This window comes from Thalassobaculum sp., from assembly GCF_040219215.1.
Lineage (GTDB): Bacteria > Pseudomonadota > Alphaproteobacteria > Thalassobaculales > Thalassobaculaceae > Thalassobaculum_A.
The window spans coordinates 90,727-116,145 of sequence record NZ_JAVJSX010000034.1 but is presented as its reverse complement, the minus strand read 5'-3'; the positions used below and the strand labels follow the sequence as shown (position 1 = coordinate 116,145).

The window sequence follows — 25,419 nt, the reverse complement described above, 5'->3', positions numbered from 1 at the left end:
GCCAGGCGGATCAGGCGGCTGCGCGCTGCTCGAAGCCCAGGATCGTCATCCGGATCAGGTCGGCAATGAGCCGGAACTCCGGCTCCCGAACCGTTCCGATTTCGGCTTGGCTCGCGATCTCGTCAATGGATGGCTGGTCGATGTCCGGCATCTTGGTGACCTCCTGATTGCCGTCCGATCGTGCCGTAAGGTTGTAAACACCTCGTCAACGGTAATGGTTAACAGAACAGGAAATTGATTCATCCGGCAACGGTCACTACACGATCACCCGCCCTAGAATCTCGAGGAGCGGCTTCAACTCGTCGGCGGTGAGTTTTCCTTCGGAAGCGTTGCGGGTCCGCTGGTTCCAGACCGACACGCCGTGATTCAACGCCGAGATCGACGCCGCGATGTCCCAGAAGAACGTACTGGAGTCGCGGAGGAACTCAATGAACGGGCGAGCCTCCCCGCCTTTGACGAACAGGTTCTCGTAGCCCTGATTGTAGATCCGCAGGATGTCGGAGCTGTTCTTCAGATGCCGGGCGAAGGCTCCCGCCACGTCGCGGACCGACTCCTCCAGCTCCTCGCGCAGGTTCGCCTTGACGTAATGGGAGGGTACGGCCCGGCTGTGCAGCCAGTCCGCAAAACCGAGCATGGTCCGTTGGCCACGCTTGTACTGGTACTCGTAGTAGGTGACGCCCTTCCAGGAATAGTAGATGTCGGCGGCTTGGCTCGGATCGATCCGGAACACCTCGGTGATCGGCCTCAGGTAGTCGAGGTCCTTGGCCTCCCACAGCTTCATGATGAACTGCTCGGTGACCTGGGCGGCGTTGCGGGAGTTGGGGTCGACCACCCGCTCGGTGATCGGTCGGAACTTGGTCAGGATGTAGGCCTTGATGTCCTGAAACTCGGCCTCTGGGATCGTGAAGTACTCCTCCGGCACCGTAAGGTTCTCGACGGCAACGCGATCCTTCAACAGAAACGGGTCGAGCGACGGCAGATTCTCGATCACCTCCAGCAGGCGCAGGTCACTGCGTACGCTGTCGCTGTCGGCGCGAGCGTCAAAACCGGCGATGTCGAGCAGGGCCTGGGTTCGCCCCCGGCCGCCGAGTTCGAAGCTGTTGCCGCCGTCGGACACGTTATTAGGATCGTAAGGAATATAGACGACGGTAGCGATATCGCCCTTCTCCACACGCACCCGGGTGTCGACGGTGAATGTCCGCAGCTGTCCGTTTTCCAGAATCTCCGCCGACGTGTTCAGCGCCGCGCTCGGCGGCGGGGCAAACTCCTTCGGCCGCTTGATGAACACCGCCCGGTTCAGGCCGCGGTGCCTGAACAGCAGCTGGTCCGGCGGTTTGCCACCGGCGTCACGCGCCGCGTCCTCCAGGCGCCGGGTGATCTCCGCCACGTTGAAGATCCGACTGGCACCGGAGCTGAGGGTCTCACGCAGTGAGCGGTCAACGTCCGTCATCGGTTCGGCGACCAGATTGTGTTCGTGTCTAATTCATGCTTTCACACCGCCGGGCGCCCTGCAACGGGCGCCCTCTTGGGAGGGATTGTTGGCATCGGTGACAGACCTTGGGCGCCGCACCGCCGCCGGCGTTGGTAGCGTATTGTTCATGCTTGCCGCGCTCGGTGCGTTCAACCGCGCGCTTGCACAGGCCCCGGCGACCTTTGATGGCCGCCCGACCCTGCGTATTGCGTACGAAACAGTACCCAATCCGCCGCGTCATTATGGCGAAGGCACGGCAATCGACTGGAGCCGGCCGGGACTGACGCTTGAGTTGCTGAAGCAGGTCGGTCAGCGCCTGGAGGTCAACCTGTCGTTCAAGCGGGTGCCTTGGAAACGCGGGCTTCTGATGGTCGAGACCGGTGAGACCGACGGCCTCTTTCACGCCAGCTACAAGGCCGAGCGGGAAGCGATCGGTGCCTATCCGAAGACCGAGGACGGCCGGCCGGACGAGAGCCGTGCGGTGTTCTTCCAGTCGTACATGCTGTTCGTTCCGGCCGGCTCGTCCATCACCTGGGACGGAACGACCCTCGGCGGCCTCGACGGCCGGCCGATCGGCGCCACGGCCGGGTACGCGGTGGTCGATCTCCTGGAGCGTCTTGGCGCGCGGGTCGAGGTCGGTCGTACCCCGTCGCTCAACTTCCCCAAGCTGCTCGAAGGCCGGCTGGCGGCCTATGCCGAGATCGAGAACCTTGCCGGGGCCGTCATCCGGAGCGATCCGGTTCGCTACGCCTCGGTGTCAAAGCTCGAACCACCGCTGCGCACCAGCGCCTATTACCTGATGCTGTCCCACAGGTTCGTGCAGCGCGACCGCGTTCTGGCCGAGGCGGTATGGGATGCCATTGCCGAAGTTCGCAAATCGGACGAATTCCGTGCACTCAGCGACCGCTACGCCGACGGCTCCTGACGCATGACTGGTCTCGGCATAGGCGGCAAGTCGCCGCATAAGGAGACTGGCACCGTCCAATCTCCGGTCACCCGGAAGCTGTTTCGGGCGGCCTTTGCGCTCTATCTCGGCGCGGCCATCGTCATCACGGCGGCGTTCGTCGGCGAGGCCTGGTACAGCGCGCGCAACGACCTGAAACGCGAACTGTCGATCTACCGCCGGACGCTGGAGGAGGCGCTGGCCGCACCGTTGTGGTCGGTGGATATCGAAGCCGCGACGGCAATCGCGACCGGAATGCTTGAAATCCCCGAAATCGTCGGCGTGCGGATCGCCGACCATACCGGCACCCGCGAGTTCGTGCTGTTGGGCGCGCCGGCACAATCCGGATGGTTTGGTGATTCGATCACCGTGAACTTTCCGGTCTACTACCGGCATGCAGTCGGCCGCGACATGGTCGGCATGGTCTCGCTGATGTCGTCGTCCACTGTACTGGCCGAGCGCCTGCAGTGGCGGATCATCCTGATCATCGTCGCCGCGATCCTGAAGACCGCCATCCTCTGGGTGATCTTCGATCGACTCGGCCGCTCGATCCTGGCGCGGCCCTTGATCCAGTTGACGCGGGCGGTTCGGGAGTCCGGCTGGGGGCGCCTGCATCCCGTGGAGTTCGACGCACGGACCGCGGCCTCGGCGTCCGGTACCGAGATCGAGCACCTTCGCGTCGCCTACAATGATCTGGTTTCGGCCCTCACCCTCGGGCAGCGCGAATTTGCCGCCCTCAATCAGGATCTGGAAACCCGGGTGGCGGCACGCACCAGGGAGCTTCAGGAGCGGACCGTCGAACTGTCAGCCGCCCTGGCACGGGTCGACCAGGCCAGACGGCAGACCGCGGCAGCCCTCGACGCCGCCGAGCGGGCCGGGCGCGCCAAGTCGGAGTTCCTCGCCCTGGTCAGCCACGAGCTTCGCACCCCGCTGAACTCGATTCTCGGCTTCTCCGAACTCGTGCGCGACCAGGTCGTCCGCGGCGCTGACCGGGAGCAGATGTCGGAGTACGCGGCCGATATCCACGACAGCGGCGCGCATCTGCTGACCTTGATCAACGACATCCTTGATCTCTCCAAGATCGAAGCCGGGCAGATGGAGATCCATCCCGAATGGATCGATCCGGTCGCGATCACCCGCACCGTCGTGGAGCTGATGCGCGCGCAGGCGGCCCGCAAGGACTTGGCGATCGAATGCCGGCTCGATCGGTCCATCGGACCGATGAGGGCCGATCCACGGCGGTTCCGGCAGATGCTGATGAACCTCCTGTCCAACGCGGTGAAGTTCACCGACCCGCCGGGAACCGTGGCGATCGAAGGCGGGGTGACGCCGGAAGGCGGGGTCACGATTGCGGTGGTGGACACCGGCATCGGCATGCGCAGCCAGGACGTCGCCCGCGCACTCGAGCCGTTCGGCCAGATCGACAGTCCGATAACCCGCAGCCAGCAGGGAACCGGGCTTGGCCTGCCGCTGGTGTCCCAGATGGCCCGGCTGCATGGCGGAAGGCTGTCCGTCGACAGCAGCCCGGGCGTGGGGACGAGGGCAACCCTGTGGTTCCCGCCGGAGTCCCGCCGCAATCCACCGATCACGGGTCAGTGACTCCGGACGCATTTGAAACGCCCTGGATTCTCATCAGAATTGATGATTTGATAGATTTCTCATATAGTTCGAAGCATACTCTCACGTAATTTTTCAAAAACCGGGGGCGGGACAATGGCCCGTGCATCCGCATCCGGCCGTCGCGCGGCCCGGTCGTCCACGGCCAAACCTCGAACGCCGTCTCGCAAGCAGGCGTCTGCCGGCACAAGAACGGTTCGGTCGCGGCGGGCGCCGACAGGCCGCGGGATTCTGCGGCGGGTACTCGGCTCGGTCGTGCTCTGGAGCGTGGTCATCGGCCTGTGGACGGTGGTCGCGGTGGTCGGGCTCCTTGCCTGGGAAGCCTACCGGCTGCCCGACATCGGCAATCTGGACCGCCACACTCGAGCGGGGGCGGTACGACTGGTCGGCGCAGATGCCCGCATGTTTGCGTCGTACGGCCCGATGCACGGCGACCCGCTGACCGTGGACGAACTGCCGAAGCACCTGATTCAGGCCGTGATTGCGACCGAGGACCGGCGGTTCTACGAGCATCCCGGGATTGATCCGATCGGCGTGGCACGGGCGGCCTGGACCAACCTGGCGGCCGGGCGGGTGGTCCAAGGTGGCAGCACGCTCACCCAGCAGCTCGCCAAGACCGTGTTCCTGACGGCCGACCGGAGCTTCGAGCGCAAGGTCCAGGAACTGCTCCTGGCGTTCTGGCTGGAACGCCAGTTCTCCAAGGACGAAATTCTGTCGATCTACCTGAACCGGGTGTACTTCGGCGCCGGCGCCTACGGCGTCGACGCTGCCGCGCGCAAGTACTTCGGAATTCCGGCCACACGGCTGGGCTTGATGGAATCGGCGCTTCTGGCCGGCATGCTGAAAGCACCGAGCCGCTACAACCCGGCAGTGGCGCCGGAACTGGCCGGTGCGCGAACCTCGGTCGTGCTGGCCAACATGGTCGACGCCGGGTTCATCGACCAGAAGACCGCCCGAGCAGCCGCCAGCCAGCCGATCGCCATCGCCGGCCCCGCCGGCCGTGGCTCCGGCGCCCGGTACTTCGCCGACTGGGTCTACGACAGCGTGCCGGATTTCGTCGGACGGCCGGCGAGCGATCTGAACGTCGAGACCACGTTCGACCCGGGTCTGCAGGCCTTGGCGGAACGCGCCGTCGCCGAGGGTCTGGCCGGCGCCCGCCGCGGCGAAGGCCTGCAGGCTGCCTTGGTCGCACTCGACCCGGCCACCGGCGCGGTCCGCGCCCTGGTCGGCGGCCGCAGCTACGGCGACAGCCAGTTCAACCGCGCGGTCCAGGCGCGACGGCAGCCGGGTTCCACCTTCAAGCCGCTCGTCTTCCTGGCCGCGCTTGAGGCCGGCTGGGCGCCATCGGACGCGATCGATGATGCCCCGATCCGCATCGCCGGATGGGCACCCGAGAACATCGACGGCAAATTCGAGGGCAGGATTACCCTGGCGCAGGCGCTCTCCCGGTCGCGCAACGCCGCCACGGTGCGGCTACAGGAGGCGATCGGTCGTTCCCGGGTCCGCTCGCTTGCCGAACGGCTGGGGCTGTCGGGACCGCTTCCGGAGGGTCCGAGCCTCGCGTTGGGAACCGGTGAGGCCAGTCCGCTTGAGGTCGCCGGGGTCTATGCCGGTATCGCCAACGGCGGGCGGGCGGTGTTGCCGTACGCCGTCACCGCGGTGCGCGACCGTGATGGCCAGACGCTGTACGAGCGATCCGGCTCCGGCCTGTCGCCGGTCGTATCGCCCCGCTCGGCCCAGGCGCTGGTCGGCATGCTGGCCGGGGCGGTTCAGAACGGGACCGGCAAGGCCGCACGGCTCGACCGTCCGGCAGCCGGGAAGACCGGAACCACCCAGGACTATCGCGACGCCTGGTTCGCCGGGTTCACCGCCGATCTGGTCACCGTGGTCTGGGTCGGGCGCGACGACGGCTCGGCAATGGACAGCGTCACCGGCGGGGGGCTGCCGGCCGACATCTGGAAGCGCTTCATGATGCCTGCCCACCAGGGTTGGCCGGTTCGGCCGCTGATCGGATCGGGTGGCGACAAGACGACGCTGGCCGAGACTCGGTAGCGCCCCCGGCGCCTGGTGAATCGCGAACCCGGCCTAACCGCCGGATGTCGACGCGGATACCCCATCGAACGCAGCGCCCTCGCGGCCGCCGGTAACCGCCAGCAGGATCGGCGACAGAATCTCCATCTGCATCGGCTTGGCGCAGCAGTCGTCCATGCCGGCCTCCCGGTATCGGGCAATGTCCTCCGTCGCCACATTGGCCGTCAGGGCCACGATCGGCACGCTCCGCTTCACGGGATCCGGCATGTTCCGGATGCGCTTGGTCGCCTCGACTCCGTCGAGTTCCGGCATCTGGATATCCATCACCACGGCGTCGAAGTTCTCGCGTTCGACCGCCTCGACCGCCTCGATGCCATTGACCGCGCTTACGACACGGTGTCCGGCGTTCTCAAGCAGCTGCTCGGCAAGAATGCGGTTGATGTCCACATCCTCGACCAGAAGCAGGGACAGTGACCGGAACGGCTGAGCGTCCTTCTCCGCCGGAAGCGGCGAGGCTCGTGGCCCATCCTTGCGAAACTCGATGTCGAACCAGAATGCGCTGCCAGCGCCTTCATCGCTGTCCAGCCCGATCACGCCGCCCATCGCGGCAACCAGTTGCTGGTTGATGGCCAGGCCGAGCCCGGTTCCGCCGTACTTGCGTCTGGTCGACATGTCGCCTTGTGCAAACGCCTGGAAAAGTTGGCCGTGCTTGGCCTTGGCGATACCGATTCCGTTGTCCGTGACGCAAATACGGACACTCAAGCTCTCGTCGGTCCCACCGAGACGGGTGATTTCCAGTCGAATCACACCGCCGGTCGTGAACTTGGCGGCATTCGACAGGAAATTCAGCATCACTTGTCGGATGAGCACCGGGTCGCCGACGACCCGTTCCGGCAGATCGGGATCGATCTCGCAACTCAACCGGTTGCCGTTCTGCTCGAGGGGGCCCGCCATGATGGCGGCAAGATCGCTCGCGACCTCGCGCAGGTCGAACGGCACCTGTTCGACCTGCAGGTTTCCCGACTCGATCTTCGACAGGTCGAGAATGTTCCCGACCACACCGGCGAGATGACGGCCGGATTCGACAATCGTCGTGATGAAGCCGCGGGTTCTCGGAGGAAGGTCCCGGCTCTGCGGATCGTTCAGCGCGAGTTCGGCATAGCCCAGAATGGCGTTCAGGGGCGACCGCAGCTCGTGGCTCATATGAGCCAGAAACTGGGACTTCGCCTGATTCGCTTGCTGCGCCTGCTCCATGGCAGCCTCGGCTTCGAGGCGGGCTTGCTGAAGCATCCGGCTGCGCTCCATGACGAGCCGGGTGATGCGTTCCTCCGAACGCGTGAGCGACAGCAGGTAGAGCGACAGCGCCCCGCTCAGCAGAGCTCCGACCATCAGGATGACGAGAGGTTGCCAGTTCCAGGCCAGGCCGTGAAACGCTCCATCCGGATTGACGACGATCACCCACTCGCGCCCGCCGACCCGAAACACGCGTCGGTATCCGTCCGATGGCTGGACGTCGGCGGGATGCAGCGCAATATCCTCCAACGCCTCCCGCCGGTCCGTGGAGTACAGCAATCGCCCCTCCTGCCGGGCTGCGTAGTCCATGACGTGCACGTCGATCCGGTCCGGCAGGGCAGCTTCATGATGCGCGTCGCTCATCAGCACCTGGATGTCGAACACACCGAGCGCGATGCCGGCCAGCCGATCTCCATCCGGCGTCGTCACCGGCAATGCGACGAGCAGCCCCTTGATCCCCTGCACCAGGTCGACGACCTCGGTGACCGCGACCGCGCGCGTCGCGATCGCCGTCGCGATTGCCGCCTGGCGCACCGGTTCCGAAAACAGATCGAGACCCAGCGCCGCTTCATTCCCCGCCAGGGGCGCGATGTAGAAGACCGGAAAGTACCGGTCCCGCTCCGTCGCCGAGCGAAGCTGCCCGTCGCGTAGCTCCCAGATGTCAAACGCTTCGACGCCGTCGCGCCGAGCCCGTTCGATGAATGCGTCGCGGTCCCCGCCCGATACCGCCGGTATCCATTCCAGTGCCTGGATTGCCGGATAGCGATCGAGCCATGGCATGGCGGTAGCCGCAAATCGATCCTGGGACACCGACGTCTCAACTTCGAACAAGGTCTTGATCGCGATCAGCGAGTTCGTCGCCTGATCGATCCGGGTCCTAAGGCTGACCTCGAACGACAGGGCGTAGTAACGGAAATCGCGCAGCATCGCCCCCTTGGTATGCTCCGGTACGATCGTCGCGGCGGCCACCGAGATTGCCAGCCCGAGTGCGCCGCAGCCGATGGCCAGGGTCGTGCGGATCCGCCTGAGCCTGCCCGACTGCTTCATTTCCGTCCCGGATCCATCGGTCGCAAGGGCCGTCTGGCAGAAGGCGGCGAGCATCAGGCCGAGACCGCCGACCACGCTGAAGAACCCGTAGAAGCGCAGCAGGCTGTCCTGTGCGTCGTCGGCAATGAAGAAGCTGCTTCCGCTGGTCAGATAGGCGACCGCCGTCAGACAGGCGGCGACGTTGACGATGCCGGTTCCGAAGACGCCGAACCGCACGGCCCCCCAAAGCGCGAACGGCAGGCTGACGAAGATGAACAAGTATTCCTGGCTCGCCAGCGCGTCGACGGAATGCACCAGGACGGTGATGGCCGAAACGCAGAGTGCGATGAACAGGATCTCGGCGAACCAGAGCGGCGGCTGCCCCTGCCACGGCCGTCTCGCCAGTTGCAGCAGCGGCGGGGCGAACAGCAACACCCCCATCAGATCGCCGATCCACCAGCCGCGCCATATGTCGAAGAAGCTGCCCCAGTTCTGCAGGAGCGTGGCACTGACCGTTGCGGCGCCACCCAGCGAACTGACGAGGGGACTGGCCGCAACGCCGAAAATCAGAAACAGCGCGCTGGTCCCGGGTGTGTCGATCTCCTTCCCGCGTGAAAACCGGTTGAGCATGGCGGCACCGGCCACCCCGGCCAGGGTGTTGCCGGCAGTGATCAGGATCACCGTCTCAAGCGGAACACCCGTGGTCAGGTTCACCGCAAACGCCCCGATCGCCGCGCCCGGCCAGACCCGCAAGCCCCAGCACAGCAGCGCGGCCAGGACGATGCCGGTCGGCGGCCAGATCAGCGTTACCGTGCTTTCGAAATAGGGAAACGCCAGTCCGATGTAACCGGAGACAAAATAGGCGGCCGCAAGGATCAATATCCTTGAATAATCGACCAGCGGTTGTTTGTTCGGCATCCGGCAAGTCCGTAATACAACTGACGCCCGCCAGAATGCCTGTACCGACTTTAAGATAAGGTTAGCGAAGCCGGGACGGCCCTCTGGACTGTCATCGTTGCCGCACCGGCCAGACGATCAGACGGAAGCTCAGCAGGGTCAGCACGGCTGCAAGCGCGATGGCGGTGGCCATCGGCCGGGCGGTGCCGTCGAAAGTGACGCCGATCGCCAGCCCGACCGCGGCGGCAACGCCCATCTGGCTGAAGCCGAGCAGCGACGACGCCGCACCGGCCATGGTCGGGAACGGTCCGATCGCGCCGGCCTGGCAGTTCGGAAACACCAGCCCGACGCCGAGCATGGCAACAACCTGCGGGACCACGATGGTCTCGATGTGGGTCTCGCCGGCCCAGGCGAAGCCCGCCATCGCCAGCCCGGCAGCGGTGGAGATCATGGCACCCGCCAGGATCAGCCGGTCGAGGCCGATCCGCCGGCCGAACCGCCCGGAGATGAAGGTGCCGCTCATGTAGCCGATCACCATTGCCGCGAAGCACAGCCCGTAGACGTCGGCGGTCAACCCGACCACCTGGATCAGCACGAAGGACGACCCCGAGATGAAGCTGAAGATGATGCTGTAGCAGGCCGCGATGGTCGCCACGTATCCGACGTAGCCGCGGTGGGACAGCAGGGCCTTGTAGCTGCGCAGCATGCCGCGCACCGACATGGCGTCGGGATTGCGGTGGGCGTTGGTCTCGTCCAGCATCGTCAGCACGCCGACCAGGGCAACGCCGGAGAACGCGGTCAGCACCCAGAACGTCGCCTGCCAGCCGTAAACCACCTGCAGCCAGCCGCCGAGCACCGGGCCGATGGCCGGCGCCAGCGCCATCGCCGTGCCCATGTAGGACAGCACGGTGGCCGCCCGCTCCCGCCCGTAGACGTCGCGGACCACGGCGCGCGCCAGGACCGGGCCGGCGCAGCAGCCGACCGCCTGCAGGGTGCGCGCGACGATCAGCGCCTCGATGGTCGGGGCAAGCGCGCAGGCAATCGAGGCAAGCACGTAGATTGCGATCGCCCCGATCAGCACCGGCCGGCGCCCGAACCGGTCCGACAGCGGGCCGTACACCAGCATCGAGAGGGCGAACGCGACCAGGAAGGCGCTGAGCGTCAGCTGCACGGTCGGAACGTCGCTGGCGAAATCGCTGACCAGGGCGGGCAGCGAAGGCAGGTACATGTCGGTCGAGATCGGCCCGAACGCCACCAGCATGGTCAGCAGCGCGGCAACTGCGACGGAATCGGGGCGGGGACGGTTCATGAGCTCGACCGACGGGAAACGGGCCACCCGCTTACGCCGCGACACGGGCGCGTGCAAGCGCAGCGTCGGTAGCCGGCTACCCGTAGGCGTGCAGCCGGCCGCCGTGGCGCTTCAGCCAGGCCCGCTCGCGCTCGTAGCCGGGCATCAGCCGATCGACCAGTCGCCAGAACCGCACGGAGTGGTTCATCTCCACCAGATGGGCGGCCTCGTGGGCGACCACGTAGTCGAGCACGCCAGCTGGCGCCAGGATCAGCCGCCAGGAGAACGACAGGTCGCCGCGCGCCGAACAGCTGCCCCAGCGCGACGCGGTGTCGCGCACCGTGATCCGGCCGAGCGGCCGGCCGAGGGCAGCCGCGTGGTTCCGGGCCAATGGAGCAATCGCCTTGCGCGCCTCGGCCTTCAGGTGGTCCGCCACCCGGCGGGCCAGATGCTCGGGCCGGCCGGCGACGTGCAACTCCGCGCTGCCGTCGGGATCCACCAGTTGCCATACCCCGCCACGCTGGTCCGGACGGTGGCGGATGCGATGGACCACGCCCAGGACCGGAATCTCGGCACCGTCCCTGAAATCGATGCGTTCCGGCATCCGCGCCAGCCGCACCCGCAGCCACCCGATGTGCCGGCGCGCGAAGTCGGCGCCGACCTCCTGGGCTACCCCGTCGGGCAGCACCAGTTCCGGCCCGCCCCGCGCCGGATCGACGCGCAGCAGCATCCGGCGCGCACGCGCGCTGCGCCGGGTCGGGACGCTGAACTCGGTGCCGTCGGTATCGGTGATGACGATCGGGGCAGTCGGGGCCGCGGGCATGGTCCCGTTCGGGTTGGTGGAAGCCAATCGAGTCTAGCTGATTCGCGCCGTAGCGTCGTCATCGGGCGTTGCCGCCCCCTGTGGATCTGTCGTGTGCAGCCAACGGATGGGCAAATCCCTCCGAGCTTGGCATAACGGGATGGTGCCGGTCTTCTGTTCGATACGGCGCCAGGCGGAGCTGCTTGATGATCCTGCGGGAATTTAACGGCCTCGATTCACAAGCGATCGTCGCCATTGGCGACGCCTTGCGGCGGATCAATCTGTTCCGCTACCGGGCTAAAATCCCGATCAAGCTGAGCCTCGACCAGTACTATCGGATGTCGATCTCCGATGAGGAGCGGGCCTTCGTCAAGCTGGTCCTGACGTTCTTCTGGAGCAGCGCCCTACCGCAGATCTATCAGCGCACCTTCCGGCGCGAACCGATGCTGATCCTCGACCTGTGCAAGTTCCGCGCACAGCGCCCTGAGCCTGGACATGGCTATGCCCCGTGGCACCTGGACGCCAACTTCTACGGCTTCGACATCCCGATGCTGACTGCTTGGATGCCGCTGGTCGACGTCGGCGTCGACGCGCCCGGCCTGGACTTCCGTTTGCCCAGTGGACCCGTGGACGATGCGCGCATCCGCGCGTTCTGGGAGGACTTGCCAGTCAACGCCCGCGGCGGCCGTACCATTGATGACCAGCAGGTCGCCGATCTGGTCGGCACCGACCACCGTGAGCTCGCGCCGATCCTCAAGACCGGAAACTGCGTGATCTTCGACCAGCACGTCCTGCACCGGACCCAGATTCTGCCGGGTGCCACCAAGGCCCGCGAAGCGATCGAGTTCCGTATCGTAGCGCGTGACCAGGCGCCGACGCACGTCATGGAGGGTCGGGCAGCCGACCTGCTGGGCTCCTACCCGCAATCGCAAACCGGACAGATCACCATCACCGCACTCGGCAAGCTGTTCCCGCAATTGTCGAACCAACCGTCCTGACGGCGCTGCGGCGAACCCTACCGTGCGGCAGGCACTCGCCGCAGGATCAGCGCCTGGGACAGGAAGCACATCAGGCCCGACGCCGCGAACACCGCCCCCATGACCAGGTGATGGTCGCCGTCGATCCGGCTGACCGCGAGCGAGGTCAGCACCCCGACGCCCATCTGCGAGAAACCCATCAGCGCCGACGCCGATCCGGCGATGTAGGGAAAGCCCTGCAGGGTGCCGGCCATGGCGCTGGGGATGCCGATGCCCATGCCGAACAGGAACAGCATCATCGGCGCGATCACCGCCGCCGTGGACAGGTGTCCGGCCAATGGAAACGCCAGCAGCAGGAGCCCACTGACCAGAACGACGATCGAGCTCAACCGCACCATCCGCGGGATGCCGTAGCGCGGCGCGATCCGGGCGGCGGTCAGGCTGCCGGCCAGGAAGCCGAAGACGTTGAACAGGATCAGCAGCCCGTAGGCCTGAGGCGACCATCCAAGCTCGGTCATCAGCACGAACGGCGAGCCGGTCTGATAGGCCATCAGGCATCCGAACATGCCGCCGATCATCAGGATGTAGCCGACGTAGCGGCGGTCGCGCAGCAGGCTGCCGTAGTTGCGCAGCATCGGCACCAGGTGCAGGGCGTCCGGCACCTTGCGGCGTGTCGTCTCCGGCAGCCGAGCCACGGTGATCGCCGCCAGGGTCAGGCCGATGACCGCCAGCAGCACGAAGTTCGATCGCCAACCGAAGAACGCGTGCAGCTGGCCGCCGATCGACGGGGTGACTGCCGGCGACAGCGACATCGCCAGCGCAATGTACGACATGACCTTGGCCGACTCCGCGCCTTCCGTGGTGTCGCGCACGATGGAGCGGGAGACCACCTGGCCGGCGCACGCCCCCAGTGCCTGGAAGAACCGGTAGGCGATCAGCTGCTCGACCGTCGCGGCGAAGGCGCAGGCGATGCTGGCCACGGTGAAGCAGGCGAGCCCGACCAGCAGGGCCGGCCGGCGCCCGAACCGGTCGGTCACCGGGCCCCAGACCAGCTGGCTGACGGCAAAGCCGGCGATGAACACGGTCAGCGTCAGCTGGACCTGGCCGACCGTGGTGCCGAGCGCGCCGGCCATGGTCGGCATCGATGGCAGGTACAGGCCCATGGACATCTGGTTGAGCGCGACCATGAAGGTCAGCAGCGCGATGGAGCCGGGCCGGGTAGCCTGGAATGAGGCGGGGAGCATGGAAAAGTCCGGAAAAGCTTGCCTTGGGTATAGGACGGATAATGCTGCGCTGCAACACGGGTTTCGGGCGACGACCCCGGTCGCCCTGCGTTAGGGTGGACAAAACTCGAGGGAGATCTGCGATGTCCGCACCCGCCGCCGCGCCCCGCACCGCCCCCCGTCCCGCCGGAACGCTCGACGGCGACCCCCCGATCGAAGCCGCCACCGCAGCCCAGCGCCGGGCCCGGTTCTTCAACTCCGGCAATGCGTTCAACCTCAAGCTCGCCGCGGTGCCGAGGGCGCGTTTCGAGGCCGAGCGCGACGCCGCGTTCGCCGACGGAGCGCCGAGCGGCTGCCACCCCCTGGACCAGTCGGCGGCATTCGACTGCCGCTTCGCCGCCACCACCCCGCTGGTGCTGGCGCATTACCTGCGGATCGACGCCGGCGACATCCTGGTCACCCGGTTCCGGGCCAGCGGCGAGATCCACTGCGTGCTGGCCGGCTCCGGTGAGACCACCGTGGGCGGCGAGACCATCGCCTGGGGTCCGGGCGACGTCATGGTCCTGCCCGGCGGCCACGTGGTTGAACACCGCGCGGCGTCCGGCGCTCCCGCCGTGCTGTGGAGCGTCACCAACGAACCGGCGCTGGTGTTCGAGGGACTGAACCCGCCAATCCCGGGGAAGGCGCCGGTCGACCCGGTGCACTACACCGCCGCCGAAATCACCCGGCAGGTCGCAGTGCTGCAGGCGCTGCCGGAGCAGGCCGGCCAGGCCGGCGTTGCCCTGATCTTCTCGGCCGAGCGCACCGCCGACAGCCGCAACGCCATGCCGTCTCTGACACTGGCGCTGAACACCCTTGCACCCGGCACCCACCAGCGCGCCCACCGCCACAACGCCGCCGCCATCACCCTGTGCCTGGACGGCGATTCCTGCTTCTCGATGATCGACGGCGAACGCATCGACTGGTCGCCTCTGGCCACCATGATCACCCCGCCGGGCGAGGTGCACAGCCACCACAACGGCGGCGACCGCCTGGCGCGCTTCCTGATCGTCCAGGACGGCGGCTGGCACTATCACGCCCGCACCATGGGCTTCGCGTTCGCCGAATGACCGGGCCGCTGGAACGGACCCGGCGCACCACCGAAATCGGCTTCCCCGAGACCTTGGACCTTGGGCCGACAATCCTGCGCCGGCTGCGGGTGTCCGACGCCGACGCGGTGTTCGCCCGCTACGCGGCCGATCCGGAGGTTACCCGCTGGCTGACGTTCAAGACCCATCAGTCGGTCGAAGAGGCGGTCGCGTTCTGTGCCCTGATGGAGCAGCACTGGGACGCCGGGCGGGAGTTCACCTACGCGCTGAGCGAACCCGGTGATCCGATTCCGTTCGGCGTCGCATCAGCGCGCGTCGACAGCTTTCACGTCGCCTTCGGCTACGCCATGGCGAAGGACCGGTGGGGCCGCGGCCACGCCAGCCGTGCGCTGGCGGCGCTGGTCGATCTCGCTCTGGAGCAGCCCGGGATCTGGCGGGCCTGGGCTTTCTGCGACGCCGAGAATCCGGCATCGGCGCGGGTCATGGAGAAGGCCGGGATGACCTATGAAGGCCGGCTGAGACGCTGGCACGTCGCACCGAACGTCTCGCCCGACCCGCGCGACTGCCTGGCCTACGCCAAGGTGCGGTAGCCGACCCTACGCCTTGCGCATCCACACCGCGGTGTCGTGGAACACAGCACCACCGGACGGCGGCGGCGAGTCGGCGCTGGTCAGGGCGTTGATGCCGATGCCTTCCTCGAACGCGGCGTTCGGCCAGACCGATTCCACGATCACCGTGGTCGGCTGCACCCCGTCGAACAGCTTGGCGTGCACCACCACCGAGCCCTGCTCGTTGCCGAGGCGCACCCGCTCGCCCTCGCCGAAGCCGAGTTCGGCGGCGGTGTCGGGGTGGACCATCACGGTCGGCCGTCCCTCGCGCTTGCGGCTGGTCGGGGTCTCGGTGAACGAGGTGTTCAGGTAGTTGCGGGCCGGCGCGGTCACCATCCGGTACGGCCGCTCCGCGGTTGCCCGGTCGATGATGTCGACATGGTCCGGCAGCGCCGGGACGCCCTTGCCGAGCGGGCCGACAGCCTCCCAGTCGGCGGCGAACTCGAACTTGCCGGATTTGGTCGGGAATCCGTTCAGGAAATGCTGTTCCTCGAACGACGGGGCGACGTCCAGCCACTTGCGCTCGACCATCTCGGCGAAGCCGGGATAGCCGGAGCGGCGCAGGGTGGCATCGATCAGCTCGCCCTCGGTCATGTCCATCGCCGGGTGCGACGCACCCAGCCGGCGCAGCAGGTCGTTCTGCACCTGGTGGTTGGAGCGGGCCTCGCCCTGCGGGTCGATGACCTTGTCGTGTACCTCCAGGTGCGGATGGCCGCCGGCGGTGTAGATGTCGGCATGCTCCAGGAAGGTGGTGGCCGGCAGCACCACGTCGGCGTGGCGCGCGGTCTCGGTCAGGAACTGCTCGTGCACGCACACGAACAGGTCGTCGCGGTTGAAGCCCTTCAGCACCCGGTGGGTGTCGGGGGCCACAGCCACCGGGTTGGTGTTCTGGATCAGCATGGCCGTCACCGGCGGTCCCCGGCGCACCACGGCGTCCTCGCCGGTCAGCACCGGGCCGATCCGCGACATGTCCAGCACGCGGGTGCCGGGGCGGACCCGGTCGGTCGCCTCGATCAGGGTCTTGTCGACGGCGTAGAACCCGTCGACCTTCCACATCGCGCCGCCGCCGCGGTGCCGCCACTTGCCGCCGACCGCCGCGATCGAGGCGACGGCGTGCACCTGCATCGGCCCATTGCGCGAGCGCGCGAAGCCGTAGCCGAGCCGGATGAACGCCCGGTCGGTCCGGCCGTAGCGCTTGGCCAGCGCCTCGATCTGCGCCGCCGGCACGCCGGAGATCGCCTCGGCCCACTGCGGCGAACGGGTCGCCAGATGCGCCTCGAGCGCGGCCGGGTCCTTGGTGTATCGATCGAGGTAGTCCCGGTCGGCGAAGCCGTCGCGGAACAGCACGTGCATGATCGCGCAGGCCACCGCCCCGTCGGTGCCGGGCCGAACCATCACATGCTCGTCGGCGGCCTCGGCGGTCGGGGAGCGATAGGGGTCGACCACCACGAAATGCGCGCCGCGTTCCTTGCGGGCCCGGGTCACGTGGGTCATCACGTTGACCTGAGTGGAGACCGGGTTGCCGCCCCACATGATGATCAGGTCGGATTCCGCCATCTCCAGCGGGTTCGGCCCGCCAACGCGGCCGGACCCGGCGATCCATCCGGACTTGACCACGGTGGTGCAGATGTTGGCGTCCTGGCCGGAATAGCCCATGACGTTGCGCAGCCGGTTGATGCCGTCGCGATTCACCAGCCCCATGGTGCCGGCGAAATAGTACGGCCACACCGTCTCCGGCCCCAGCCTGGCGGCAGCTTCCGCGAACGCACCGGCGACCCGGTCCAGCGCCTCGTCCCAGCCGATTTCGCGGAACTGGTCGGAGCCCTTCGGCCCGACCCGCAGCAGCGGCTTCTTCAGCCGGTCCGGGTGGTGCACCCGCTCGGCATAGCGCGCGACCTTGGCGCAGATCACGCCCGCGGTGTAGCCGTTGGACGCGGCGCCGCGCACCCGGCCGATGGTGTTGCGGTCGATCCGCTCCACCTCCAGCGCGCAGGCGCTGGGGCAATCATGCGGACAGACGGACGGGACGATGGTCGGTTTGGCGAGGATGTCGAGCGGCATGGCCGGGAGGTTAGGCCGGTCGCCGACGGTCGGCAATGGCCGGTTGGGGTGCTGGATTGACACGCCCCGACCGCGTCGGCCTCAATGCCGCCTCCCATCAGGAGCCTCTCCATGACCGAACGCGCCGTCCGCCCCCGCCGCAGCTTCATCTTCGCGCCCGGCAACAAGCCGGAGATGTTTCCCAAGGCGCTGAAAGTCGGGGCCGACATCATGTGCGTCGACCTGGAGGACGCGATCGCCCCGCAGCACAAGGCCGAGGCCAGGGCCGCGACGCTGGGATGGTTCGCGCAGGCCGAGCTGGACGGCGCGGTCGAGGCGATGGTGCGGATCAACCCGCCGCGTACCCCCGACGGCATGCGCGACATCGACGCCATCCTGTCGTCGCCCAAGGCGCCGCCGGCGCTGATGCTGCCGAAGGTCAAGACGCCGGGCGAGATCACCGCGCTGGCCGAGCTGTTCGACGAGTTCAAGATCGCCGCCCGCCTGCACGTGATCATCGAGACCAACGAGGCGCTGGAAGCCGCCTGGGACATCGCCCGGTCGAGCGATCGGATCGACGCGCTGTTCTTCGGCGGGGTCGACATGGCCGCCGATCTGCGCTGCCGGAACAGCTGGGCCGCCCTGCAGTACGCCCGCTCGCGGGTGGTGCACGCCGCCGCCGGGGCCGGGGTCGACGTGATCGACGTGCCGTACCTCGACCTGAACGACATGGACGGCATGCGTGCCGAGGCGGAGGCGGCGGCCGAACTGGGCTTCTCCGGCAAGGGCTCGATCCACCCCAAGCAGGTGCCGGTGCTGAACGCGGTGTTCACCCCGAGCGAGGCCGAAGTGGCCTATGCGCGGAAGATCATCACGGCGTTCGAGGAGGCCGACAGCGGGCTGGTGGTGGTCGACGGAAAGCTCATGGAGAAGCCGGTGCTGCGCAGCATGTATCGGGTGCTGGCCCGGGCCGGCCGGGCGTCCGCCTGAGACTGCACGTCCATCGCATGGTGGCCTGATCCGCGCCTCAATCACGCCGCGCCGGCGAACACACCCGTGCCCGGCGCGCCGGTTATCGGCCGGCGGTCGGCCGCGCTAAGCTGTGTATACAATATTGCAGCGAGCCGATGCGCGGCGGTGCGGCGCAATGGCTGGCTGCCCGCCCGAACGCCTTTCATCACACCATAAGCGGGACCGTGATCGTCCGGTCCGGAAGTCCCGCACGACAATCCACGAACGGAGGGAAACCCATGACCATGCGTTGGACGACGGCCGCGCTTGCGGCAAGCGCCATGCTGACCGCGGCGATGACGGTCCAGGCGGCGGAGTTGCCGAAGACGAGCGTAAAGGTGCTCGGCAACTACAGCACCCTGTTGCAGACCAAGGAGGTCGAGAAGCCGTTCTGGACCCAGAAGATCAGCAAGGATTCGAACGGCCAGGTCACCGCCGACTACAACAACCAGGACATCCTGGGCATCAAGGACTTCTCGCTTTTGCGTCTGACCCAGGCCGGGGTGGCCGATGCCGGGGTCGGCGACATCTCCAAGATGGCCGGCGACGACCCGGTGTTCGAGGGCTGCGATCTCGCCGGCATCACCACCGACATCGCGACCGCCCGCAAGGCGTGCGATGTCTGGAAGCCGGTGATGGCCGAGGCGATGGAGAAGAAGTTCAACGCCCGCCTGGTGGCGCTCGGCAACAACCCGCCGATCGTGTTCTGGTGCAACAAGCCGATCACCGGCCTGGACGATCTGAAGGGCCTGAAGGTCCGGGTGTTCAACACGACCCAATCCGACTTCGTCTCGGCGGTCGGCGCCACCACGGTGACCATGGCGTTCGGCGAGGTCGTCCCGGCCCTGCAGCGCGGCGTCGTCGACTGCGCCCTGACCGGCACCCTGTCGGGCAACACCGCCGGCTGGCCGGAAGTGGCGACCCACCTGTATCCGCTGCCGGTCGGCTGGTCGATCTACTACACCGCCGTGAACAACGCCTCGTGGAAGTCCTGGGACCCGGCGGTCCAGACGTTCTTCGACAAGCAGTTCGCCGAGCTTGAGGACATGAACTGGGAAATCGGCGGCCAGGCCACCGACCAGGGCGTCAACTGCAACATCGGCAACGATCCCTGCACGCTGGGCAAGAAGGGCAAGATGACCCTGGTGGCGCTCAGCGACGCCGACAAGGCCAAGCGCGCCACGGTCGTTCAGGACGTGGTGCTGGTGAAGTGGGGCAAGCGCTGCGGCAAGGAGTGCGCCGCGAAGTGGAACGACACGGTCGGCAAGGTCGTCGGCCTGACGATCCCGCTCGACAAGCTCTGATCCGGACAGACACGGTGCCGCCGTCCCTTCGTGGGGCGGCGGCACTGCTGTATTCTGGTCCCTAGCCTCACTCATTTCCCGGCAACGCCATGGACCGTACACTCGACCTTGCCCACCGGTTGGCCCGCTTCGGCGCGTGGAGCGGCGGCGCCCTGGTGGTGCTCGCCGCCGTCGTGATCGGCGTCGACATCGCGCTTCGCAAGCTGTTCGTTCTATCGATCGGCGGGGCCAGCGAGCTGTCCGGCTACGTGCTGGCGATCGGCTCGTCCTGGGCCTTTGCACTTGCCCTGCTCGACCGCGCCCATATCCGCATCGACTCGCTCTACGTGGTGCTGCCGACCCGGATCTGTGCCGCGCTCGATATTCTGGGTCTGGTGGTGATGCTGGCCTTTGCCGGCCTTCTGACCTGGCAGGGCTGGCACGTGTTCTATCAATCGTTCCAGTTCGGCTCGCGCGCCCTGACCCCGATCGCCACGCCGCTGCTGTATCCGCAGTTCCTGTGGCTGGTCGGGCTGGTCTATTTCGTGGTGGTGATCGTGCTGCTGCTGGCCCGCGCCAGCCACGCCTTCGTAACCGGCGACATCGCGACGGTGCAGCGCATCGCCGGATCGCGCACCGGCAAGGAGGACCTGGAGGAAGAGCTGGAGAGCCTGCGCCGCCGCGCCGACGGAACCGAGGCCCGCCCATGATCTGGATCACCATCGCCCTGCTGATTGGCCTGCTGGCGCTCAGCATCCCGATCGCCGCCGCGCTCGCCGCGCTTGGCCTGACCCTCGACTACTTCTACTCGTTCCTGCCGCTGCGCCTTGCCCTCGGCGAGATGAGCTGGGGGGTATCGACCGACTTCATCCTGTTCGCGATCCCGCTGTTCGTGCTGCTCGGCGAGTTGCTGCTGCGCTCCGGCATCGCCGAGCGCATGTACGGCGCCATGAGCCAGTGGCTGTCGTGGCTGCCCGGCGGGCTGATGCTTTCCAACATCGGCCCCTGCACCCTGTTCGCCGCGGTCTCCGGGTCCAGCGTCGCCACCGCGGCGACCATCGGGACGGTGGCCGTCGGCGAGATCGAGCGGCACGGCTACAACGAGCGGCTGTTCCTCGGCACCATCGCAGCCGGCGGCACGCTGGGCATCCTGATCCCGCCGTCCATCGTGATGATCGTCTACGGCGCGCTGACCGAAACCTCGATCCCGCAGCTGTACCTCGCCGGCATCATTCCCGGCTTGGTGCTCGCCGGGTTCTTCATGATCACCGTCATCATCGCCTGTGTCTGGCGGCCGGCCTGGGGTGGCGACAAGATCGCGATCAGCTGGGGCCAGCGCTGGAGCACCCTGCCCGATCTCGGGCCGCCGCTGATCATCTTCGTGGTGGTGATCGGCTCGATCTACAGCGGGCTGGCCACCCCGACCGAGTCGGCGGCCTTGGGCGTGCTCATGGCGCTGGTGCTGGCCGGCTGGAAGGGACGCCTGACCGCGACGATGCTGCGCGAGGCCCTGGAAGGCACCATGCGAACCACCGCGATGATCATGCTGATCCTGATCGCCGCGACCTTCCTCAGCTTTGTGGTGACGTCGGTCGGGATCGGCCGCCAGGTGACCGAGCTGATCACCGACAGTGGTCTGACCCCGATGCAGACGATGTGGATGATCGTCGGCCTCTACCTCGTGCTCGGCATGTTCATGGAATCCCTGTCGATGATGATCGCAACGGTGCCGATCATCACGCCGGTGGTAATCTCCATGGGCTTCGATCCGATCTGGTTCGGCGTCCTGATGATGCTGCTGCTGGAGACCGCGCTGATCACCCCGCCGGTTGGCCTCAACCTGTTCATCGTGCAGGGCGTTCGGACGAAGGGACAGATCCGCGACGTGATGATCGGCTCATTTCCGTTCGTGGTGGCGATGCTGGCGATGATCGTGGTCCTGGTTCTGTACCCGGACCTCGCGATGTGGCTGCCCAACAACGTCGGCCGGTAAGCCCGGCTATTGCGGATGGTACCGGCGGGCGCGGTCGGTGAACGCCCGGTAGCCGAGGCGATCCTCGAACGCCTCCACCGGCTCCATCAGGTCGTCGAGTCCGGCGGCCGGATCGGCGCGGAACCGGCCCAGCGCCGCCGTCAGGCCGCGGGTCGCCGCGAACAGCGAGAATCCGTAGTACAGGACCAGACTGGCGGCGGTCTCGCGGCCCGCGAAACGCGGATGCCCGGGACCGTCGATCACCACGTAGCGCGCCGGCACGTCGCTGCGGAACCCGGCGATCATTTCCGGTGTCGCGCCGGTCGGGAAAACCATGTCGGCGCCGGCGGCCGCGAAGGCCCGGACCCGGCGCTGCGCTTCCTGCGGATCCCTCGTCGCCCAGACCGCGTCGGTGCGGGCGATGATCTGGAAGTTCGGGTCCCGGCGTGCCTCCAGCGCCGCCTTCAGCCGGGCGATCATCGCCTCCAGTGGGATCAGGCTCTGCGGCAGGTCGGTGTGCTTGCCGCCGGCATGGTCCTCGATGTGGATCGCCGCAACGCCGGCGTCCTCGAACGCCTGGACGGTGCGCCAGATATTGCCCGGCTCGTGGAACCCGCCCTCGGCGTCGGCCACCACCGGCACCGCGACCGTGTCGGCGACCCGCCGGGCGCGGTGCGTCAGGTCGTCCAGGCCGAGGGCGCCGACATCGGGCAGGCCCAGATCGGCCGCCGCCGTCGCGTAGCTGCCGACATAGCCGACCTCGAACCCGGCCTCGGCCACCAGCATGGCGCTCAGCGCGTCGTGGCAGCCCGGCACCACGATCGTCCGGCCCGCTTCCAGCAGGGTCTTCAGCGCCAGCCGGCGCGCGGCGGGTGTGGTCACAGGCATCGGTGTTCTCCGGGAGACGACGGGATGAAGGGTCGACAGAACGCCGGACAAGGTAGCCAATATAATCCCGCCTCAGAAGCCCGCCGGGGCATTCCCCCGCCCGGCGCTCCTGCTACAGTTCCTACCGACGTACTCAAACTGGCTGCCTCCGGAGCCCCGCGATGTCCCGTCCGATCGTCCTGTTCGAGAACATGCGCGCGATTCCCTATGTGCCGTTCTACCTCGCCGCCGCCCGCAAGGACTGGGAGCGTGCCGGCGCCGAGGTGCGGATCGAGACATCGCCGGCCACCAGCCAGACCGCGGCGGCCCTGCTCGACGGCCGGGCCGACGTGTCCTGGGGCGGGCCGATGCGGGTCATGCTGCACCACAACGCCGACCCGGACTGCCCCTTGGTCTGTTTCGGACAGGTGGTCTCGGGCGAGCCGTTCGTGCTGGTCGGGCGCAAGCCGATCGCGTCGTTCCGGCTGGCCGACCTGCTGGACGTGCGGATCGGCATCGCCGTCGACGTGCCGACCCCGTGGATGACCTTCCAGGACGACCTGCGCCGCGCCGGGATCGCGCCGTCGTCGCTCGACCGGGCGCCGGACGTGCCGATGGCCGAGAACGCCGAGCGGCTGCGCAACGGCGAGGTCGACGTGATCCAGGTGTTCGAGCCCTATGTCGACCAAGCGGTCGCGGGCGGCTGGGGCCATGTCTGGCACCGCTTCGCCGGGCGTGGCGACATGAGCTACACCAGCTTCTACACCACCCGCCGGTTCGCCGAGGAAGAGCGCGCAACCTGCCGGGCGCTGGTCCGTGGCATCGCCGCCGCCCAGGAGGCGCTGTTCGCCGAGACCGCCGACGAGATCGCGGGGCAGGTCGCCGGGTACTTCCCCGACATCGAGCGTCCGGCCCTGGCCCGGATGATCGAGGGCTATCGGTCGTCCGGCGTATGGGCGCGCTCACCCGAGCTGCCGGTCGACACCTTCGTGCGCCTGAAGGCGTCGCTGCTGTCCGGCGGGCTGATCGACTACGACGCGCCCTATCACCAAGTGGTCGACGACGCGATCACCGCCGAGGCGCTGGCGGGCTGAGGAGGCGACGAAGACCATGGACGGCATTCCCACCATCGACATCGCCCGGTTCCTGAACGGTGATGCCGGCGACAAGCGCGCGGTCGCCGATCAGGTCGCCGCCGCCTGCCGGGACATCGGCTTCCTGGTGATTGCCGGCCACGGCATCACCCGGGAGACGCTGGAGCGCACGTTCGAGCGCTCGTTCGCGTTCTACGACCTGGACGCCGGCACCAAGACCCGCTGGCATCCGACCGGAGCTGCGCGCCAGCGCGGCTACCACGGGGTGGCGACCCGCAGTCTTGCCTCCACCCTCGGCAACAAGACGCCTTCGGATCTCCGGGAATCGGTGTTCCTGGGGCCGGTCGACGACCACAGCGCGCATTTCGCAAACCTGCCGGAGGCAGCGACCGCCTATGCTCCGAACCTGATCCCCGACCAGCCCGACGGCGTGGCCGAGGCGTTCACCGGGATCTACCGGGCCTATGAGCGGCTGTCGCTCGACCTGCTGCGGATCTTCGCGGTGGCGCTCGACCTGCCGGAGAACCACTTCACCCCGCTGATGGGCCGCCACTTCTCGATCCTCGGCATCCACCACTACCCGGCGCTGGCCATCTCGCCCGAGCCCGGCCAGCTGCGCGCCGGCGCCCACACCGATTTCGGGGCGATGACCATCCTGGCGATGACCGAGGGCCGCGGCGGGCTGGAGGCCCAGACCCCCGACGGCCGCTGGCTGCCGGTCCTGCCGCAGCCGGGCGAACTGGTGGTCAACCTGGGCGATATGATGCAGCGCTGGACCAACGACCGCTGGGTTTCGACCCTGCACCGCGTCGTGGTGCCGGCCATCGGCGACACCGGCAGCCGGCGGCTGTCGATCGGCTACTTCGTGCACCCGGATTTCGACGCCGACATCCGCTGCATCCCGACGTGCCTCGGCCCCGGCGAGACGCCGAAGCACCCGCCGATCACCGCCGGCCAGCACATCCGCGCCAAGATCGACCGCAGCCACAAGGCGGCGTGAGAACCCGGCGGTCTACGCCTCAGCCGCCGGCAGCCACTTCGACAACGCCCGGCCGATCGGCACCATGCGGCAGATCACGTGGTCGGTGAACTCGACCAGCGCGGCGCGCGCCGCCTCGGGGGGCGGGCCGGCGTCGGCCCGCAAATGGGCGAGCCGTGCGCCTTCCTCGCGTGAAATCTTCCGCGCCCGCTCGATGGCATCGCCGAGCCGGCCGTCTTCGGCCAGCGGCGACCACCCGGCGTGCATCAGCGCCAGCAGCCCGGGCCAGTGCGCCAGGTGGCGGTACATGGTCGCCAGGATTGGTTCGTCCGGCCGGGCGCCGAGCAGGTTGATCGCCCGCACCAGCTTCCAGGTCTCTGCCGACACATCGCCTTCCGACAGCAGCCGCGGCAGCGGGGTTGGCGCCGACGACGGCTTGACCGGCGCGTTCGGCGCCACCCCGGCAGGCGAGACCAGCAGCGCGGTCAGCGCCACCAGGTTCGGGCCGTTGCCGCGGTTGTAGCCGTCGGCAACCGCGTGAACCTTCGGCAGGTCGGCATCCGCCACCCCGACCGAGGCCAGCGCGCCGGGCGGCAGCGGGCACGGCAGCGGCTCCTCCAGCCGGTCGTACAGCCGCTGCGCCGCCGCCTGGGCCTGTCGGCTGGCATAGATCGGCCGGGCCGCCGTCCAGGCCCATTCAAGCCCGCCGTCGACGGTCGCCAGATGCCTCCAGATCAGGTTGACCACCGGACTGCCGAGAGTCTCGCGGATGTCGGTGAAGATCCGGGCGGTTTCGCCGGTGGCATCGGCCTCGACGACGGCGGGAACGGGGTCGGACATGGCGAGTGGCTCCTGAAGTTGCAACCGCAACACTAACCGGACGCCGGCGCCGAACCATCGCCGCCGGCC

At 67.7% G+C, this 25,419-nt stretch carries 21 protein-coding genes; 12 read left to right on the top strand and 9 right to left on the bottom strand.

The window, feature by feature from the left end; translation table 11 throughout:
* Positions 1–10 precede the first annotated feature (10 nt).
* The gene (locus RIC54_RS23370) at positions 11–151 is read right to left on the bottom strand and encodes a hypothetical protein (RefSeq protein WP_350091970.1); all 141 of its coding nucleotides are present in this window, start codon (positions 149–151) and stop codon (positions 11–13) included.
* 105 nt (positions 152–256) lie between these two features.
* Positions 257–1,450 carry a hypothetical protein gene (locus RIC54_RS23365; protein ID WP_350091967.1) on the bottom strand — a complete coding sequence of 398 codons (1,194 nt, stop codon included), beginning with the start codon at positions 1,448–1,450 and terminating at the stop codon, positions 257–259.
* Between the two features lie 88 nt (positions 1,451–1,538).
* On the opposite strand from RIC54_RS23365, the gene RIC54_RS23360 reads away from it, so the two are divergent.
* The 3 genes from RIC54_RS23360 (at position 1,539) to RIC54_RS23350 (ending at position 6,083) form a co-directional block, all read left to right on the top strand.
* Entirely contained in the window at positions 1,539–2,396 is an 858-nt protein-coding gene (locus tag RIC54_RS23360; protein ID WP_502989678.1) for a substrate-binding periplasmic protein, read from the top strand.
* 3 nt (positions 2,397–2,399) lie between these two features.
* Positions 2,400–4,013: a sensor histidine kinase gene (locus RIC54_RS23355; protein WP_350091964.1), complete on the top strand. Its 1,614-nt coding sequence runs from the start codon at positions 2,400–2,402 to the stop codon at positions 4,011–4,013.
* Positions 4,014–4,286: 273 nt separating this feature from the next.
* A complete protein-coding gene (locus RIC54_RS23350; RefSeq protein WP_350151478.1) occupies positions 4,287–6,083 on the top strand; it encodes a transglycosylase domain-containing protein in 1,797 nt (598 codons plus the stop codon).
* Positions 6,084–6,116: 33 nt separating this feature from the next.
* On the opposite strand, the gene RIC54_RS23345 is transcribed toward RIC54_RS23350, so the two are convergent.
* The 3 genes from RIC54_RS23345 to RIC54_RS23335 all read right to left on the bottom strand — a co-directional run bounded on the left by RIC54_RS23345 (position 6,117) and on the right by RIC54_RS23335 (position 11,389).
* Positions 6,117–9,299: a CHASE domain-containing protein gene (locus tag RIC54_RS23345; protein WP_350091958.1), complete on the bottom strand. Its 3,183-nt coding sequence runs from the start codon at positions 9,297–9,299 to the stop codon at positions 6,117–6,119.
* A 91-nt stretch (positions 9,300–9,390) separates the two neighbouring features.
* Positions 9,391–10,587, bottom strand: a complete 1,197-nt coding sequence (locus tag RIC54_RS23340; protein WP_350091955.1) for a multidrug effflux MFS transporter — start codon at positions 10,585–10,587, stop codon at positions 9,391–9,393.
* 76 nt (positions 10,588–10,663) lie between these two features.
* Positions 10,664–11,389, bottom strand: a complete 726-nt coding sequence (locus RIC54_RS23335; protein ID WP_350091952.1) for a M48 family metallopeptidase — start codon at positions 11,387–11,389, stop codon at positions 10,664–10,666.
* Between the two features lie 185 nt (positions 11,390–11,574).
* Here RIC54_RS23335 and RIC54_RS23330 point away from each other — a divergent pair, with 185 nt between their 5' ends.
* Positions 11,575–12,366 carry a phytanoyl-CoA dioxygenase family protein gene (locus tag RIC54_RS23330; protein WP_350091949.1) on the top strand — a complete coding sequence of 264 codons (792 nt, stop codon included), beginning with the start codon at positions 11,575–11,577 and terminating at the stop codon, positions 12,364–12,366.
* A 17-nt stretch (positions 12,367–12,383) separates the two neighbouring features.
* Here the strand turns inward: RIC54_RS23330 and RIC54_RS23325 are convergent, their stop codons facing one another.
* Positions 12,384–13,589, bottom strand: a complete 1,206-nt coding sequence (locus RIC54_RS23325) for a multidrug effflux MFS transporter (protein WP_350091946.1) — start codon at positions 13,587–13,589, stop codon at positions 12,384–12,386.
* 122 nt (positions 13,590–13,711) lie between these two features.
* Between RIC54_RS23325 and RIC54_RS23320 the strand changes: the two genes are divergently transcribed.
* Complete coding sequence (locus RIC54_RS23320; protein ID WP_350091943.1) at positions 13,712–14,677, top strand: cupin domain-containing protein; 966 nt, start codon at positions 13,712–13,714, stop codon at positions 14,675–14,677.
* Positions 14,674–15,246 carry a GNAT family N-acetyltransferase gene (locus tag RIC54_RS23315; protein WP_350091940.1) on the top strand — a complete coding sequence of 191 codons (573 nt, stop codon included), beginning with the start codon at positions 14,674–14,676 and terminating at the stop codon, positions 15,244–15,246. The genes RIC54_RS23320 and RIC54_RS23315 overlap by 4 nt, the downstream gene beginning before the upstream one ends.
* Positions 15,247–15,252: 6 nt before the next feature.
* On the opposite strand, the gene RIC54_RS23310 is transcribed toward RIC54_RS23315, so the two are convergent.
* Complete coding sequence (locus RIC54_RS23310; protein ID WP_350091937.1) at positions 15,253–17,325, bottom strand: molybdopterin-containing oxidoreductase family protein; 2,073 nt, start codon at positions 17,323–17,325, stop codon at positions 15,253–15,255.
* Positions 17,326–17,436: 111 nt separating this feature from the next.
* Here RIC54_RS23310 and RIC54_RS23305 point away from each other — a divergent pair, with 111 nt between their 5' ends.
* From RIC54_RS23305 to RIC54_RS23290, 4 genes are all read left to right on the top strand, one after another.
* The gene (locus RIC54_RS23305) at positions 17,437–18,294 is read left to right on the top strand and encodes an HpcH/HpaI aldolase/citrate lyase family protein (RefSeq protein ID WP_350091934.1); all 858 of its coding nucleotides are present in this window, start codon (positions 17,437–17,439) and stop codon (positions 18,292–18,294) included.
* Positions 18,295–18,554: 260 nt separating this feature from the next.
* On the top strand, positions 18,555–19,619 hold the full coding sequence (locus RIC54_RS23300; protein ID WP_350091931.1) for a TRAP transporter substrate-binding protein: 1,065 nt from the start codon (positions 18,555–18,557) through the stop codon (positions 19,617–19,619).
* Between the two features lie 89 nt (positions 19,620–19,708).
* Positions 19,709–20,308: a TRAP transporter small permease subunit gene (locus RIC54_RS23295; RefSeq protein ID WP_350091928.1), complete on the top strand. Its 600-nt coding sequence runs from the start codon at positions 19,709–19,711 to the stop codon at positions 20,306–20,308.
* Positions 20,305–21,591, top strand: a complete 1,287-nt coding sequence (locus RIC54_RS23290; RefSeq protein WP_350151476.1) for a TRAP transporter large permease — start codon at positions 20,305–20,307, stop codon at positions 21,589–21,591. Before RIC54_RS23295 ends, RIC54_RS23290 begins: the two co-directional genes overlap by 4 nt.
* A 6-nt stretch (positions 21,592–21,597) precedes the next feature.
* On the opposite strand, the gene RIC54_RS23285 is transcribed toward RIC54_RS23290, so the two are convergent.
* Complete coding sequence (locus RIC54_RS23285) at positions 21,598–22,458, bottom strand: isocitrate lyase/PEP mutase family protein (protein WP_350091922.1); 861 nt, start codon at positions 22,456–22,458, stop codon at positions 21,598–21,600.
* Positions 22,459–22,619: 161 nt separating this feature from the next.
* On the opposite strand from RIC54_RS23285, the gene RIC54_RS23280 reads away from it, so the two are divergent.
* Both RIC54_RS23280 and RIC54_RS23275 read left to right on the top strand, forming a co-directional pair.
* Positions 22,620–23,531, top strand: a complete 912-nt coding sequence (locus tag RIC54_RS23280) for an ABC transporter substrate-binding protein (protein ID WP_350091919.1) — start codon at positions 22,620–22,622, stop codon at positions 23,529–23,531.
* A 16-nt stretch (positions 23,532–23,547) separates the two neighbouring features.
* Positions 23,548–24,531, top strand: coding sequence for an isopenicillin N synthase family dioxygenase (locus tag RIC54_RS23275; protein WP_350091916.1), 984 nt, complete (start codon positions 23,548–23,550; stop codon positions 24,529–24,531).
* Between the two features lie 12 nt (positions 24,532–24,543).
* Here the strand turns inward: RIC54_RS23275 and RIC54_RS23270 are convergent, their stop codons facing one another.
* Positions 24,544–25,350: a hypothetical protein gene (locus RIC54_RS23270; RefSeq protein WP_350091913.1), complete on the bottom strand. Its 807-nt coding sequence runs from the start codon at positions 25,348–25,350 to the stop codon at positions 24,544–24,546.
* Positions 25,351–25,419 lie beyond the last annotated feature (69 nt).

What these genes read in the sequence shown, in the direction of transcription:
- RIC54_RS23370 (WP_350091970.1), bottom strand. Translation starts at nt 151, where the DNA reads ATGCCGGACATCGACCAGCCATCCATTGACGAGATCGCGAGCCAAGCC.
- RIC54_RS23365 (WP_350091967.1), bottom strand. Translation starts at nt 1,450, where the DNA reads ATGACGGACGTTGACCGCTCACTGCGTGAGACCCTCAGCTCCGGTGCC.
- RIC54_RS23355 (WP_350091964.1), top strand. Translation starts at nt 2,400, where the DNA reads ATGACTGGTCTCGGCATAGGCGGCAAGTCGCCGCATAAGGAGACTGGC.
- RIC54_RS23345 (WP_350091958.1), bottom strand. Translation starts at nt 9,299, where the DNA reads ATGCCGAACAAACAACCGCTGGTCGATTATTCAAGGATATTGATCCTT.
- RIC54_RS23340 (WP_350091955.1), bottom strand. Translation starts at nt 10,587, where the DNA reads ATGAACCGTCCCCGCCCCGATTCCGTCGCAGTTGCCGCGCTGCTGACC.
- RIC54_RS23335 (WP_350091952.1), bottom strand. Translation starts at nt 11,389, where the DNA reads ATGCCCGCGGCCCCGACTGCCCCGATCGTCATCACCGATACCGACGGC.
- RIC54_RS23330 (WP_350091949.1), top strand. Translation starts at nt 11,575, where the DNA reads ATGATCCTGCGGGAATTTAACGGCCTCGATTCACAAGCGATCGTCGCC.
- RIC54_RS23325 (WP_350091946.1), bottom strand. Translation starts at nt 13,589, where the DNA reads ATGCTCCCCGCCTCATTCCAGGCTACCCGGCCCGGCTCCATCGCGCTG.
- RIC54_RS23320 (WP_350091943.1), top strand. Translation starts at nt 13,712, where the DNA reads ATGTCCGCACCCGCCGCCGCGCCCCGCACCGCCCCCCGTCCCGCCGGA.
- RIC54_RS23315 (WP_350091940.1), top strand. Translation starts at nt 14,674, where the DNA reads ATGACCGGGCCGCTGGAACGGACCCGGCGCACCACCGAAATCGGCTTC.
- RIC54_RS23310 (WP_350091937.1), bottom strand. Translation starts at nt 17,325, where the DNA reads ATGCCGCTCGACATCCTCGCCAAACCGACCATCGTCCCGTCCGTCTGT.
- RIC54_RS23305 (WP_350091934.1), top strand. Translation starts at nt 17,437, where the DNA reads ATGACCGAACGCGCCGTCCGCCCCCGCCGCAGCTTCATCTTCGCGCCC.
- RIC54_RS23300 (WP_350091931.1), top strand. Translation starts at nt 18,555, where the DNA reads ATGACCATGCGTTGGACGACGGCCGCGCTTGCGGCAAGCGCCATGCTG.
- RIC54_RS23295 (WP_350091928.1), top strand. Translation starts at nt 19,709, where the DNA reads ATGGACCGTACACTCGACCTTGCCCACCGGTTGGCCCGCTTCGGCGCG.
- RIC54_RS23290 (WP_350151476.1), top strand. Translation starts at nt 20,305, where the DNA reads ATGATCTGGATCACCATCGCCCTGCTGATTGGCCTGCTGGCGCTCAGC.
- RIC54_RS23285 (WP_350091922.1), bottom strand. Translation starts at nt 22,458, where the DNA reads ATGCCTGTGACCACACCCGCCGCGCGCCGGCTGGCGCTGAAGACCCTG.
- RIC54_RS23280 (WP_350091919.1), top strand. Translation starts at nt 22,620, where the DNA reads ATGTCCCGTCCGATCGTCCTGTTCGAGAACATGCGCGCGATTCCCTAT.
- RIC54_RS23275 (WP_350091916.1), top strand. Translation starts at nt 23,548, where the DNA reads ATGGACGGCATTCCCACCATCGACATCGCCCGGTTCCTGAACGGTGAT.
- RIC54_RS23270 (WP_350091913.1), bottom strand. Translation starts at nt 25,350, where the DNA reads ATGTCCGACCCCGTTCCCGCCGTCGTCGAGGCCGATGCCACCGGCGAA.